Source organism: Collinsella aerofaciens ATCC 25986, assembly GCF_964237925.1.
GTDB classification, from domain to species: domain Bacteria; phylum Actinomycetota; class Coriobacteriia; order Coriobacteriales; family Coriobacteriaceae; genus Collinsella; species Collinsella aerofaciens_BJ.
Genome location: NZ_CAXSKI010000009.1, coordinates 60,485 through 73,882, shown reverse-complemented (window position 1 = coordinate 73,882; position 13,398 = coordinate 60,485). Strand labels below are relative to the sequence as shown.

The following is a 13,398-nucleotide window of genomic DNA, read 5'->3' as shown; positions in this document are numbered from 1 at the left end:
TTCTATGATATGATTCCGCTATCTAAGCAGGCCAATACGCAGAAAGGCGGCCAACATGGCGTTCGACTTTAAGAAGGAATGCAAGGAGCTCTACAAACCTGCAAGCAAGCCGAGTATCGTAACTGTCCCGCCTATGAGCTACGTTGCCGTTCGCGGCAAGGGCGACCCAAATACCGAAGGTGGCGAGTATCAAAACGCCCTGCCGCTGCTTTACGGCATCGCCTATACCGTCAAGATGTCGAAGAAAGGCTCGAGGAGTATCGAGGGCTATTTCGACTTTGTGGTACCGCCGCTCGAGGGTTTCTGGTGGCAAGACTCCCCGAGCGGCAACATCGACTATGTACGCAAGGACGATTTCAACTTTATCTCGTGCATCCGCCTACCCGATTTCGTCACCCAAGATGACTTTGACTGGGCAGTCGCAGAAGCCACGACCAAAAAGAAACTGGACTTTTCCGCCGTCGAGCTGCTTAAAGTTGACGAGGGTCTCTGCGTTCAATGCATGCACACCGGGCCCTACGACAACGAACCGGCGACCGTAAACGCTATGCATGAATACATGACCGAGCAGGGCTATGTCCCCGACTTCTCAGACTCCCGTTTACATCACGAAATCTATCTCTCCGATCCACGCAAATGTGCACCGGAGAAACTTAAGACTGTGGTTCGTCATCCTATCAAGCGCGCTGAATAGCGTGGAACGTCATTTCACGCGCTAGGTTTAAGCCAGCCAACCAGCCGCCTCCTAGGCCGTCCGGTAATTATCTTGACGCGGCCCGTCGCATCTTATATCCCCTAGGGGAAATTGCGTCCCGTTCTGAAGCCTCAAACTGGGACACGGTTTCCGCCAGACGCTCCAAGAGGAAAGTGCGTCCCACTCCGCAGCGTCACGCTGGGACGCACCCTCAGCCCACAGCCTCCTCCGTCGACGTTTCCCCAGATAAAACCTGCCAAAATAAACCTGTCCCTATTTGGCAGGTTCTAGAGGCGGACGGTGAAGGTGATCTGGTTGCCGTGGCCGCAGACGGAAGCGCTCCCGCCATGGGCCTCGGCGATGGCTCGCACCACGGATAGGCCCACGCCCGAGCCGCCCGTCTTGGAGCTGCGCGATACGTCTGCACGATAGAAGCGGTCAAACAATCGGTCCAGGTCGCCTTCGGGCAGCTCGTCCACGGCGTTCGATACGACAAGCTCGGCGGCGCCCTTACCCCGACCGCGCGAGGCTGCGCGCAGGCTCAGCTCAATCACGCTGTCCTCGCTTGCGTAGCGCGTGGCGTTGTCCAGCAGCAACTCAACCACCTGCGCTACCGCTGCAGTGTCGGCATGAGCCCGCACGCCGCTCGCAATCGAAGTCGACAGACGCTTGCCGCGCGAAACCGCCACTGATTCAAACGGCGCCGCAGCCTTGTCCACGGACTCCGAAAGATCGATCGATGTCATGGTAAAGCCGGCCGAACCCTCGTCCATACGCGCCAGGAACACCAGACGCTCCGTCAGCGCCGTCAGCCGCGCGACCTGCTCGTGAATGCTCTGCGTCCACTCGCTCTCGCCGCTCTCGATCTCTTGTACCTCATTGGCGGCATCAATTACAGCCAGCGGCGTCTTAATCTCGTGGCTCGCGTCGGTAATGAAGCGCTTCTGCTTGCTATAGCTCTCGACCATCGGCCGAATTACAGCACCCGAGGCCACCGTCACAATCGCCAATACCGCCAGCCAGCCATTGCAGCTGATCGCTACGCTCGCGCTCAAAAACGAATGAAAGCTTGCAAGCTCGCGTGAACAGTCGACGAATACATAGGTTGTCTCGTCGCCCTGAACCGTAACCGTATAGCGGTAGTTACCAGAAAAGCCCGAGGTCAAACCCTTGGAATACAGTCCTGCAGCGATGCGTACGGCATGCTTGGCGCCCACCGCGGCAATGCGGGCGGTATTGACATCGACCACCTGCCCATCGACAAGCGTCACCGTAAAGTAGCGCGTGTCGAAGGGAGACTCCGCCGTCATACCTTCAAAATGCCCCACGCGAACGACCTCTCGGTTACCGGCAGCAACTTTACCGGCACCCATATCCTGGCTGAGATCGTTGGCGGGCTCATCCTCCCCATCAATGCCGCCCTTGCCTGCCACGATGTAGTCCAGGCGCGCATCGACCATTTTACAGACATGCGAATAATTAACGATGTTGATGCCGGCAATGATGAGCGTGAGCACCACGGTCACGGCGCCCATGGCAACGAGGATAAACTTGCGACGCAGGCGGCGGCCCAATGCGTCAACAGCATTTGCCCGCCCTGCACCGCTCGAGGCAGCACGAAACTGTTCCGTCATGCGCTTACACCGCGTGCGCACGCTCACGCCTGCTCGCCTTCCTCGACAACCTCGAGTGAATACCCCTGGTTGCGCGATGCGCGGATGGCCACGTTGGCACCCAGCGCCGTCAGCTTTTTGCGCAGGTACGAAATATAGACCCACACCACGTTGGCACCTTCGGGCGCGTCCTCGCCCCAAACATCGAGCATCAGACGCTCGGTGGGCATGCGCGTGCCGGCGTTGCGCATAAAGAGTTCCATAAGCTGAAACTCACGATTGGCTAGGTGTTCCTCGCCCAAGGGACCTATAAGCGTGCAAGCCGCCGTGTCGAGGCGGACGTTGCCCACACTGAGCGTCGTGGCGTCAATTGCCGTCACGGCACGCGTCATGGCACGAATGCGAGCGAGCAGTTCCTTGGCGGCGAACGGCTTAGTCAGGTAATCGTTGGCGCCGGCGTCCAGGCCCTCGACCTTATCGGACACCTCGCTTTTGGCCGTAAGCATGATGATGGGCAGGCGTTTGCCGGCCTCACGCGCGCGCTTGAGTACCTCGATACCATCCATGCCGGGCATCATGATGTCCAGGATCGCGGCGTCATAGTCGTTGGCGAGTAGATATTCGAGTGCCGTCAGACCGTCGAGCGCGGTATCGACCTCGTAGTCGCTATGTTGAAGGATCGCGGTAAGGGCGCGGGAGAGGCCAGGTTCGTCCTCGGCAAGCATCAGCTTCATAGTTGTTCCTTTGGCGCACGGCTCTACAGGTTTCGATACTGCCGATAATAGCGCACCGTCAACCGCCTTAGCGCAGCCTTAGCCGCTCAACCTGCGCGTTTTTAAATACGCAGGATATGGCTTAGCCAAACTTAAGGCGCACATGTCGAGCGCTTTGACGCATGCCGGGCGCGAAGGGACAGCGACTCGTCCTTTCGCGGCGCCCTAGTTATGCAAAGTGCCCTGACGTTACTCCTCGTACGCGCCCTCAAGCCGAAGCAGCCACTCCTTGCGGTCGAGGCCACCGGCATATCCGTTGAGCGATCCGTCGGCGGCAACTACACGATGGCACGGCACGATGATCGAAATAGGGTTGCGAGCGACCGCAGTCCCCACGGCACGGGGAGACACAACGGGCGCCTCGTTTCCCGGTACACGATGTCGAGCCGCAACACGCTGGGCGATCTCGCCATACGTAGCGACCTCGCCACGCGGAATAGAAAGCAGCTCGTACCAAACTTCACGCTGAAACGCCGTGCCGATCATATGCAACGGCGGCGTAAACCGAGGTTCCTGCCCTGCAAAATAAGCATTCAGCCAAGCCCAGGAACGCTCAAGCACCGAAGACGCCGCACCATTTGCCGGACTCACCGACGACATGCCGCCAGCACCAGAAACTGCATCGGCGCCTTCAACATGTTCGGGATCTTCTTTGAGAAGCGTGGAGCCAAAATGCTCCTGCCCCTCAAACCAAAGTCCCGTCAGACCGCGGCCATCAGCGGCAAGCAAGATTTCGCCCAAAGGCGAAGCAAACGTCGTCGTGACCACCAGCGGCTCCTTTCAAAACTCCGCAACATAATACCGCGAATTGTGCAGACAACCCCAATCGACCCCAAAGTCCCCGCAGGCAGCAGGCGCAACGCGCCGCAGCTGCCGGCCGCGCCCCACAGTCCCCAAAGGCGGCAGGCGCAACGCGCCGCAGCTGCCGGCGGCGCCCCACAGTCCCCCAAGGCGGCAGGCGCGAAGCGCCGAGGCCGCCGCCGGGACCAGGGCCCGCAACAGCCACGCGCCCTAACATCAGCCCAGCGGCCCCAACCAACAACGACCACATCGCAGGCCGCTCGCAACAGCGTCACCGCAGGCGGGGGCCGGGCTTAGCTTTCAGAACACTCCGCAGACCAGTGTGGCGCCTTGTCAGCGGCTCCGAAGGAGCAGGACAAGGCGCCACACATGGTCGAGGACGTTCTGAAAACTAAGCCCGGCCCCCGCCGGACAGGTCAACCTACTCGCAAAGCAGCTTAGCGATCTGGACGGCGTTGGTTGCCGCGCCCTTACGGATTTGATCGCCGCAGCACCAGAAGGTGATGCCGCGCGCAGCCTCGGGGTTCGAGATGTCGCGGCGCACGCGACCGACCCAGATCAGGTCCTGGTCGGACGTATCCATCGGCATGGGGAAGCGATCGTGAGCATCCTCGGCGCTCATGTCGTCAACGAGCTTCACGCCCGGAGCGGCAGCCAGCGCGGCACGGGCCTCTTCCACCGTGATGTCGCGCTCAAACTCGAGCGTAATGCTCTCGGAGTGCGAGCGCAGCACGGGCACGCGCACGCAGGTGCAGTTCACGCGCAGCTCGGGCAGGTGCATGATTTTGCGGCCCTCGTTTTGCAGCTTCATCTCCTCGGAGGTAAAGCCCTCCTCCTTGACGCCACCGATCTGCGGAATCAGGTTGCTCGCCAACTGGGCGGCAAAAGCGCGCGGCTCGGGAATCTCCTCGCCACGGCCCAGGGCGGCCAGCTGAGCTTCGAGCTCGGCCATACCGGGAGCACCGGCACCAGAAGCCGCCTGATACGTCGAGACGATCATGCGCTTCACGCCGGCAAGCTGATGCAGCGGCCATGTGGGAACCAGGCCGATGATGGTCGCGCAGTTGGGATTGGCGATAAGGCCGTGATGCCATTTGATATCGTCGGCATTGATCTCGGGCACGACCAGCGGCACCTCGGGATCCATGCGGAAGGCGTGGCTGTTGTCGACCACGACGGCGCCGCGCTTGACGGCCTCGGGCAGCAGCTCCTTGGCGATATCGTCGCCGGCAGCGCCGAGCACGATGTCGCAGCCCTCAAAGGCCTCGGGGCAAGCCTCTTCAATCACAACCTGCTCGCCGCGGAACTCAACGGTCTTGCCCGCAGAGCGCGCGCTCGCCAGCAGCTTGAGCTTACCGACCGGAAACTCCTGCTCGTTGAGGCACTCGAGCATCTGGGTGCCCACGGCTCCCGTCGCGCCCAAAATAGCAACCGTGTACTGTTTCATGCTTCCCCCTTTAAAGGTTGTGGCTTTTGCCCGCACGCCGAGCAGGCCGATTATTGTTGCCAGTGTATACAAGAACGGGGCGGGCACGAATCCCGCCCCGTCGAAACGAAACCGAAACGAAACGCCCCGCCGTAGATTTCTGGCACTTGTCCCAAAAATTCACCGGGATGGCAGCTACTTGTGGAGCGTGGCCAGGGCGGGATCGACCGGCGCGGGGACCTCCAGATCGGAGACCTTCACAATGCCGTTCTCGTCGGAGAAGGCACGGTAGATGGTCTGAATCGCTAGGTCGAAGTCCTTCTCCTCGACACCGATAATGATGTTGATCTCGTCACAGCTCTGCGAAATCATACGCACGCTCACGCCGGCCTGGCCAAGCATGCCAAACAGGTGACCCGAGATACCTGCGCGCCCGCGCAGGTTACGGCCGACGGTCGCGATAAGCGCCAGGCCCTCGACAACCTCGATCTCGAGCGGCTCGACCTCCTGCTGAATGTCGCCCACGAGCGAGTACAGCGAGTCGTGCACATCCTGCTCCTGCACCACGGCGCCAAAGCGGTCGACACCGGTGGGCATGTGCTCGACGGAGACGTCATAGCGTTCGAACACCGAAAGCGCACGGCGCATAAAGCCAACACGGGGCTTGGTGCGGTCGCGGGCGACGTTGATGGCGACAAAGCCGCGCTTGCCGGTCACGCCGGTAATGATGGGCTCCGCCTCGCCCTCATCAGCCGTCTCGCTAATGATGGTGCCGGGGTCCTGCGGTGCATTGGTGTTCTTGATGACCAGCGGAATACCCGCCTCACGCACAGGGAACACGGCCTCCTCGTGCAGGACGCTTGCGCCCATGTACGAAAGCTCGCGCAGCTCCTCGTAGGTAACGCGCGCAATGGGCTGAGCCTCGGGCACAATGCGAGGATCGGCAGAATAGAAGCCCGAAACGTCGGTCCAGTTCTCGTACAGGTCGGCGCCTAGGCACTTGGCCAGGATCGAGCCGGAAATGTCGCCGCCGCCACGGTCGAGCAGCTTGATCTGGCCCTCGCGCGTCGCGCCGTAGAAGCCAGGCATAACAAAGCCGCCCTGCTGACCGTACTCTTGCACCAGCTCGGAGGTGCGGTTCATGCTGAGCGTACCGTCGTGATGGAACGCCACAACCGTCGCGGCGTCCAGGAACGGCAGGTCCAGGTACTCGGCCATCAGGCGAGCGGTGAAGTACTCGCCGCGGCTCACGAGCTCCTCGGTAGAGTAGCCGCCCGAGCGGGCGCGCTCGGCAAAGGCCGCAAACTCCTCGCGGATGGGATAGGTGAGTCCTAGCTCGTCAGCAATATCAAAGTAGCGCTGGCCAATGTCCTCGAGCAGCTCCTCACACGACACGTGATACTTAACGTGCGCGTTAACCAGGTAGAGCAGGTCGGTCACCTTGGTGTCGCCCTTAAAGCGGCGACCACAGGCGGAAACCACCACAAAACGGCGAGCCGGGTCGGCATCGACGATGGCCTTGATCTTCTTAAAGTGTTCGGCGTCGGCGACCGACGAGCCGCCAAACTTGGCAATCTTAATCATGGGCTGGAGGTTACCTTTCTAAAAAGCCTCTGCAAACCTACTTTGCGCGCTCTGATACCATGGTTTCACCGATTGGGACCAAGGCATCCGAGGAGCAGTGTTATATGGGAACTTATCATAGTACACGAGGACGCACTTTATCGTGCTCAAGTAAGGTGGCAATCCGCACCGGCATCGCTCCCGACGGGGGTTTGTTTGTCTCGGACGAGCTTGGCACCCAGCAGGTCGATATCAGCTCGCTTGCAGATAAATCGTACTTTGAAATCGCTCAAGATGTGTTGGGAATGTTACTGAATGATTACACGGCCGAAGAAATTTCGGCGTGTGTCGACGAGGCATACCGCGGCACGTTCGCGAGTGAAGAGGTTACGCCGCTCGTCAAACTCGACGCAGCGCCGGGCGCTGACGCCCCTCAGACCTATGTGATGGAGCTCTTTGGCGGCCCCACAAGCGCCTTCAAGGACGTCGCCCTACAGATGCTCCCCCGCCTCATGGCCCGCACTTCCGCCAAGGACGGCGGCGCCGAGCGCATCATGATCGTCACCGCCACGTCAGGCGACACCGGCAAGGCCGCACTCGCCGGCTTTGCCGACGCCCCGGGCACGGGCATCACCGTCTTTTATCCCGAGGGCAAGGTCAGCCGCGTCCAGAACCTGCAGATGTCCACGCAGGAGGGCGATAACGTCGCCGTCTGCGGCATCCGCGGCAACTTCGACGATGCCCAGAGTGCCGTCAAGCGTATCTTTGCCGATAAGGAGCTTGCCGAGCGTCTTGAGGCCGCCGGCACGGTGCTTTCGAGTGCCAACTCCATCAACGTCGGCCGCCTGGTGCCACAGGTCGTCTACTACTTTGCCGCCTATGCGCAGCTGCTGCGCGCCGGCGCTATCGAGGCCGGCGACGCCGTGGAGTTCTGCGTACCGACCGGCAACTTTGGCGATATCCTGGCCGGCTACTATGCCAAGCGTATGGGTCTGCCCGTCGCCAAGCTCATCGTCGCGAGCGACAAGAACAACGTGCTTGCCGACTTCCTGACCACCGGCGTCTACGACCGTAACCGCCCGTTCTTCACGACCATCTCGCCGTCGATGGACATCCTCATCAGCTCTAACCTGGAGCGCATGCTGTACTTCCTGTCCGACGGCGGCTGCGAGCTCGTTGCCGGCCTTATGGAGCAGCTGGCACAGACTGGTCGCTACGAGGTGCCCGCCGAGCTGCTGGCCAAGATTCAGAGCGTCTTTGGCTGCGGCTGGGCCAGCGAGGACGAGGTCCGCGTTGCCATCAAGAGTTGCTGGGACGCCAACGGCTACGTGATCGACCCGCACACCGCTTGCGGCTATCACGTCTTTGAAAAGGTCGCTCCCGCCGAGGGCGCCAAGGCTCGCGTGCTGCTTTCGACCGCCAGCCCCTACAAGTTCCCGCGCGCCTGCTGCGATGCCCTGGGGCTCGACGTTCCCGAGGACGACTTTGAGGCCATGCGCGTGCTCGAGCAGGCCACCAACACGGTCGCCCCGACCCAGCTCGCCGAACTCGAATCCAAGCCCGTCCGTTTCGAAGACGTCTGCGATGTCGATGAGATGGCGAGCTACGTCGAGTCCGCAGCAAAAAAGATGGCCACCAACTAAACCCCTTATTAAGCGCCGGCGAAAGCCGGCGCACCTTCTTTTATCAGATACCCACCGGGATGATGACGAACTGACATGCGGGTCTGTCTGTTTAGTTCGTCGCGAGTTCCGCACGAGCCGGAAAGCACTTAATGTGCTTTCCGAGCGAGCCAGGACTGCCCGAGCAGCGAACTAAACCGCCAGACCCGCCCAGGAGGACCCACATGATCAAAATCACCGTCCCAGCAACCAGCGCCAACCTAGGCATCGGCTACGACACCCTCGGCATGGCCGTCAGCCTCTACTCGCACTTTACCTTTGAGCGCGCCGATAAACTCGCCATCACGGGCTGCCCCGAAGAGTTCCAAAACGAGGACAACCTGGTCTACGTCAGCTTTGTCGATGCACTGGCCGCATGGGGCGAGCCGGCTTTTCCCGTTGCCATCGACATTCAGACTGACGTTCCCGTCGCCCGCGGCCTAGGCTCCAGCTCCACCTGCGTCGTCGCCGGCATTATGGCCGCCGCCGCACTGACAGGCCACACCGTCGACCGCGCCGAGCTTGTTCGCATTGCCACCGAAGTCGAGGGCCATCCCGATAACGTCGCCCCCGCCATCCTGGGCGGCGCCGTCTGCTCCTTTACGCCGACCGATTCGCTCCCCCAGTGCCTGCGCTACGAGGTGAGCGATCGCCTGCGTTTTATTACCGTGATTCCGCCCTACGAGGTACACACGAGCGAGGCGCGCAAGGTCGTGCCGCAGGAGATTCCGCTCTCCACCGCCGTGTGGCAGATGGGCCGCATCGCCGGTATGACGCGCGGCTTGGAGACTGGTGACCTCGACCTGATTGCCGCCGCCAATGACGACCGCATCCAGGAACCCTATCGTCGCCGTCTGATTCCCGACTACAACGCCGTGCGCGACACCTGCCTTAACGGCGGCGCCAAGACCATCTGGATCAGCGGTTCGGGCTCGACCCTTATGGCGGTGACCGACGACACCATCGTGGCAAAATTCCTGCAGGTCAAGCTGCGCGAACAGTTCCCCAAGTGCGACACGCATATCCTCACGTGCGACACGGAAGGCGCTCAAATCGAGTACCTGTAGACATCCTCCTCATATACCTGTCCGGGACGGTCGGGATGTTCCCTCAAAATCGTCCTCGCGCATGAAGGCCCCTTGTCCTGCTCCTACGGAGCGACGGACAAGGGGCCTTCGCGCTGCGGAATGATTTTGAGGGAACATCCCGACCGTCCCTGCGCCTACCTTGCTGAGGATGTCTACAGGGACCCACGCTTTGAAGGGGCGCCAGGCTGATAGTTGATTTTTATTGGCAGGGGCTCTTGCTGGTAAGGGGCACTTACTAGAGGCAAGCCTCGGCAATGCGGCGCTTGAGTTCATCGATGCCGGTGCCGGTCTGGGAGCTCGTGATGATTACATTCTCGGCCGGGACGTTGAGCTGCTTTTTGATAGCGGCCGCCTGGCGGGCCTGTTGGGTACGGCTGAGTTTGTCGGCCTTGGTGAGGCAGACGATAAAGTTGAACTCGTTGCCCTGTAGGTAGTCGATCATGTCGTGGTCGAGCTTGCTGGGGTCGTGACGAATGTCCACCAGCGACACAACCAGGTTAAAGCTGCGCTCGGAGTCGAAGAAGTCGCCGATCAGCTCGGCCCAGCGGTCGCGCTCGGCCTTGGAGCGACGCGCGAAACCGTAGCCCGGCAGGTCCACAAAGTGCACGTCGTCGGCCTCGAAGAAATTGATGTTGCTCGTCTTGCCCGGCGTGCTCGAAACCTTGACCAGGTTCTTGCGGCCAAAGAGTTTGTTCATGATAGACGACTTGCCCACATTTGAGCGGCCAACGAAGCTCACCTCGGGACAGGTGGACTCGGGGATCTGCGAAACCTTGCCGTAGCTGGCGACGAACTTGGCAAGCTGGTAGTTAATTGAATCGGCCATGGACACTCCTTGGTCGTAGGTTCTTACAAAACGGGCGTGCTATTGCGCGGCAGCGATACGACGAACGATGTCAAGCGTGATGCCGCTCGCGGTGCGAGCGTACTCGTCCAGATCGAACTCGCGCTCGCAAAACGCGTCATATGCCTCGTCACAATTATCGCTGATAGCGCGCAGCACCAGGCAATCGACACCATTCTTGGCCGCGATGTGCGCAATTGCCGCGCCCTCCATCTCGACGCAATCGGCATGCGTGGCCTCAATCGCAGCGTTACGCATGGCGTCACCCGTAACAAAGCGGTCACCCGTGGCGATAGTGCCACACAGGAACTGCTTGGGGTCCTTCTCCGCAGAATTCTCATCCGCCGAGGTATCCACAAATCCATGCTCGGCAAGCACGGCGGCGGCAACATCAACCAACGCCGGCGTCGAGACAAACTCCTCGAGCCCCGGCGCGGACTCGGCGATGAGTGCCGTATCGGTATCCAGATAGCGCAGGCACTTGCCTATAACCACGTCGTTAATATGGAGTTTAGGGTTTAGGCCGCCCGCAATACCCGAGAACACAACGGCCTGCGGGGCGTATTTGCTGATGAGATGCTGCGTTGCCGCCGCGGCGTTTACGGTTCCCATGCCAGCGGTCGTAGCAACAACGGACAAACCGTCGAGCTCGCCGCTGACAACGGTCAAGCCCGCCTCTTGTACCACACGAGCGCCGTTCAGTTCTTCTTTAATCTGCGCAACCTCTTTTTCGAGTGCACCGATGATTGCGATGGTAGGCATACCATCCCCCAAACCCGTGAAAACTGCTATCCACGGTATGGTACCAGCATTTTGGCTCAACCGCGCAATACGAAGCCGCTAGACCACCGCAGCGCGGGTATCGTAGAGGAGCAAAATGACTTGCTAGCCGATGGCGTTTTTTAGCTCCGCGCGGCGCTTTTTCATGCCCGTCATGACAGCGTTGCGCAGCTCGGGCATGCGCGCGGTATCCATCTGGGGCACGCCCTCGAGCTTATAGGGAATGCCCAGTTGCTCGTACTTGACGACACCCATCGTGTGATACGGCAGCATTTCCAGGCCCACCACGTTGTGCCATGGAGCGATGAGGCGACCGAGCTTCTCGCACTCCTCCACCGTGTCGGTAATGCCCGGCACCACCACGTGGCGGATAACGACCTTAATCTTGCGACGCGCGAGCTCATCACCAAACGCCAGAATGCGTGCGGGATCGCAACCGGTCAGCTTTTTATGCTCGACTGGGTCGGCATGCTTAATATCGAGCAGTACCATGTCGGTCTCGTTGAGCACGGCATCGAACTTCTCGGGATGCGCGGGATCGAACGCATAGCCGCAGCTATCCAAGCAGGTGTGCACACGACCATCGTGGTTATTGTGCATGGCGTGGAACAGGTCGGCCAAAAACTCAGGCTGCAGGAGCGGCTCGCCGCCGGACACCGTAATACCACCGCTGCGGTAAAACTCATGGTTACTCTGGAACTCGTCCATAAGGTGCTCGACGGTCACCATCGTGCCGCCGTTAACCGACCAGGTATCGGGGTTGTGGCAATACGCACAGCGCATGGGGCAGCCTTGGACAAACACTACGAAGCGGATGCCGGGTCCGTCGACCGTCCCCATCGTCTCGATCGAATGCACGCGGCCAAGGGCAAACGCAGAGTCCTCGGGACGAGCGTCCACACCCTCAAGCGTCATTTCTGCCATTCGCGCTACCTTGCCTCTCCTTGGATGCAACCAATTAAAATGCCAGAGCCATTCTAGCCCATGTGCTTGCGTTTAAACGTCTCGGGCTAGAATGGCACGTTTTAATCTATCCCCCATCACCATGGCTGGGGTCTACGTCGAGATGTCAGGCTGAAGAACGCTCGCCTGCGGCCTTTACGCTTTAAGCGTGAGCACCGCACCGAAGGCGGTCGGGCCGCAGTGGCTCGAGATGACGCCGCCGACCTGAGTCCAGGTAATGTCCTTAAAGCCCAGGTCGTGCGCATAGACTTCCATGTCGTCGCGCAGCTCCTGGGAAAGGCCTACCGAATACGCCAGGCCAATGTGCGAGTAGTCGATCTCGCCCTTCGCAACCATGTGGTCAATAAAGGCGCGGGCGCACTTGAGCATAGAGCCGCGGAACTTCTTGGTCGCCACGAACTTGCCGCCCGTCACCTCAATGCAGGGCTTAATCTTGAGCAGATGTGCGCCAAGGAATGCGACGTTGGACAAGCGACCGCCCGCCTTAAGGAAGGCAAGATCGGTAGGAACAAAGCCCAGCAGCACGCGGTCCATGACGGAGTTCGCGAAGGCGAAGATCTCGTCGACGGTGGCATCGGGGTGAGCCTCGATGTATTTGGCGGTCTCGACGACAACAAGCGACTGGCCCACCGAGACAAAACGCGTGTCCATGGAGTAGACGTAGTCGCGACCCTTGGCGGCGATCTTCGATGATTGATGCGAGCAGGTCGTGGCCTCGGAATATGCAAGATGCAGAATGGTCGCGTCGGGTTGCTCGGCATGGATGCGGTCGTACACATGCGCAAAATCTGCCGGCGCACAGCCGCTGGTCTTGGGCATCACGCCAAACTCGTTGCAGCGCGAATAAATCTCGAGCGGATCGATCGAGCCGTCCTCGACGGTCTCGTCACCAATCGTGACATGCATAGGCACGCGCACGATGCCGTAGCGCTCGCAGAGCTCTGGCGTCACATCCGAACCAGATTCAACCACGATTATGTACTTGCCCATTATTATCACGACCCATCTCGACGTTGGCTTTTTAATATGTGACACACGCCCGCCGTCCTGCTACAGAACGACCCCCAAGCGCCAAAGAGACGCCGCCCTTTGCACATAACAAAGGACAGCGTCTCCCTGGAAAACTCCGTGCTTATCTGAGATTCTACACGGTTTATTAAGGAGTGTTACTTATTCCGCAAACGGTCACTAT

Annotated in this window: 12 protein-coding genes; 3 read left to right on the top strand and 9 right to left on the bottom strand. The window is 60.2% G+C overall.

What is annotated here, in order from left to right:
* Positions 1–55: 55 nt before the first annotated feature.
* Positions 56–694 carry a GyrI-like domain-containing protein gene (locus tag ACESWY_RS05965; protein WP_373093329.1) on the top strand — a complete coding sequence of 213 codons (639 nt, stop codon included), beginning with the start codon at positions 56–58 and terminating at the stop codon, positions 692–694.
* 287 nt (positions 695–981) lie between these two features.
* Here the strand turns inward: ACESWY_RS05965 and ACESWY_RS05960 are convergent, their stop codons facing one another.
* The 5 genes from ACESWY_RS05960 to ACESWY_RS05940 form a co-directional block, all read right to left on the bottom strand.
* On the bottom strand, positions 982–2,328 hold the full coding sequence (locus ACESWY_RS05960; protein WP_373093327.1) for a sensor histidine kinase: 1,347 nt from the start codon (positions 2,326–2,328) through the stop codon (positions 982–984).
* 23 nt (positions 2,329–2,351) lie between these two features.
* Positions 2,352–3,041: a response regulator transcription factor gene (locus ACESWY_RS05955; RefSeq protein ID WP_373093325.1), complete on the bottom strand. Its 690-nt coding sequence runs from the start codon at positions 3,039–3,041 to the stop codon at positions 2,352–2,354.
* A gap of 228 nt (positions 3,042–3,269) precedes the next feature.
* Complete coding sequence (locus ACESWY_RS05950) at positions 3,270–3,848, bottom strand: methylated-DNA--[protein]-cysteine S-methyltransferase (RefSeq protein ID WP_227790904.1); 579 nt, start codon at positions 3,846–3,848, stop codon at positions 3,270–3,272.
* A 454-nt stretch (positions 3,849–4,302) separates the two neighbouring features.
* The gene (locus tag ACESWY_RS05945) at positions 4,303–5,328 is read right to left on the bottom strand and encodes an aspartate-semialdehyde dehydrogenase (protein ID WP_089572346.1); all 1,026 of its coding nucleotides are present in this window, start codon (positions 5,326–5,328) and stop codon (positions 4,303–4,305) included.
* A gap of 174 nt (positions 5,329–5,502) precedes the next feature.
* Positions 5,503–6,891 carry an aspartate kinase gene (locus ACESWY_RS05940; RefSeq protein ID WP_006234876.1) on the bottom strand — a complete coding sequence of 463 codons (1,389 nt, stop codon included), beginning with the start codon at positions 6,889–6,891 and terminating at the stop codon, positions 5,503–5,505.
* Positions 6,892–6,995: 104 nt separating this feature from the next.
* Here ACESWY_RS05940 and thrC point away from each other — a divergent pair, with 104 nt between their 5' ends.
* Together thrC and thrB are read left to right on the top strand one after the other, a co-directional pair.
* The gene (thrC, locus tag ACESWY_RS05935; RefSeq protein WP_373093322.1) at positions 6,996–8,513 is read left to right on the top strand and encodes a threonine synthase; all 1,518 of its coding nucleotides are present in this window, start codon (positions 6,996–6,998) and stop codon (positions 8,511–8,513) included.
* 203 nt (positions 8,514–8,716) lie between these two features.
* Positions 8,717–9,598 (top strand): homoserine kinase, encoded by an 882-nt coding sequence (thrB, locus tag ACESWY_RS05930; protein WP_373093320.1) that lies wholly within the window; start codon positions 8,717–8,719, stop codon positions 9,596–9,598.
* A gap of 256 nt (positions 9,599–9,854) precedes the next feature.
* Here thrB and yihA read toward each other — a convergent pair whose 3' ends face one another.
* From yihA to ACESWY_RS05910, 4 genes are all read right to left on the bottom strand, one after another.
* Positions 9,855–10,445 (bottom strand): ribosome biogenesis GTP-binding protein YihA/YsxC, encoded by a 591-nt coding sequence (gene yihA / locus ACESWY_RS05925; RefSeq protein WP_055252447.1) that lies wholly within the window; start codon positions 10,443–10,445, stop codon positions 9,855–9,857.
* A gap of 39 nt (positions 10,446–10,484) precedes the next feature.
* Positions 10,485–11,225 (bottom strand): 5'-methylthioadenosine/S-adenosylhomocysteine nucleosidase, encoded by a 741-nt coding sequence (mtnN, locus tag ACESWY_RS05920; RefSeq protein ID WP_373093318.1) that lies wholly within the window; start codon positions 11,223–11,225, stop codon positions 10,485–10,487.
* 123 nt (positions 11,226–11,348) lie between these two features.
* Positions 11,349–12,167 carry a pyruvate formate-lyase-activating protein gene (gene pflA, locus ACESWY_RS05915; RefSeq protein ID WP_161144619.1) on the bottom strand — a complete coding sequence of 273 codons (819 nt, stop codon included), beginning with the start codon at positions 12,165–12,167 and terminating at the stop codon, positions 11,349–11,351.
* Positions 12,168–12,341: 174 nt separating this feature from the next.
* Positions 12,342–13,196, bottom strand: a complete 855-nt coding sequence (locus ACESWY_RS05910) for a DegV family protein (protein ID WP_161162444.1) — start codon at positions 13,194–13,196, stop codon at positions 12,342–12,344.
* Positions 13,197–13,398: the final 202 nt, after the last annotated feature.

Bases quoted from the DNA above. Each gene is read 5' to 3' on its own strand.
- ACESWY_RS05965 (WP_373093329.1), top strand. From the start codon at position 56: ATGGCGTTCGACTTTAAGAAGGAATGCAAGGAGCTCTACAAACCTGCA.
- ACESWY_RS05960 (WP_373093327.1), bottom strand. From the start codon at position 2,328: ATGACGGAACAGTTTCGTGCTGCCTCGAGCGGTGCAGGGCGGGCAAAT.
- ACESWY_RS05955 (WP_373093325.1), bottom strand. From the start codon at position 3,041: ATGAAGCTGATGCTTGCCGAGGACGAACCTGGCCTCTCCCGCGCCCTT.
- ACESWY_RS05945 (WP_089572346.1), bottom strand. From the start codon at position 5,328: ATGAAACAGTACACGGTTGCTATTTTGGGCGCGACGGGAGCCGTGGGC.
- ACESWY_RS05940 (WP_006234876.1), bottom strand. From the start codon at position 6,891: ATGATTAAGATTGCCAAGTTTGGCGGCTCGTCGGTCGCCGACGCCGAA.
- thrC (WP_373093322.1), top strand. From the start codon at position 6,996: ATGGGAACTTATCATAGTACACGAGGACGCACTTTATCGTGCTCAAGT.
- thrB (WP_373093320.1), top strand. From the start codon at position 8,717: ATGATCAAAATCACCGTCCCAGCAACCAGCGCCAACCTAGGCATCGGC.
- yihA (WP_055252447.1), bottom strand. From the start codon at position 10,445: ATGGCCGATTCAATTAACTACCAGCTTGCCAAGTTCGTCGCCAGCTAC.
- mtnN (WP_373093318.1), bottom strand. From the start codon at position 11,225: ATGCCTACCATCGCAATCATCGGTGCACTCGAAAAAGAGGTTGCGCAG.
- pflA (WP_161144619.1), bottom strand. From the start codon at position 12,167: ATGGCAGAAATGACGCTTGAGGGTGTGGACGCTCGTCCCGAGGACTCT.
- ACESWY_RS05910 (WP_161162444.1), bottom strand. From the start codon at position 13,196: ATGGGCAAGTACATAATCGTGGTTGAATCTGGTTCGGATGTGACGCCA.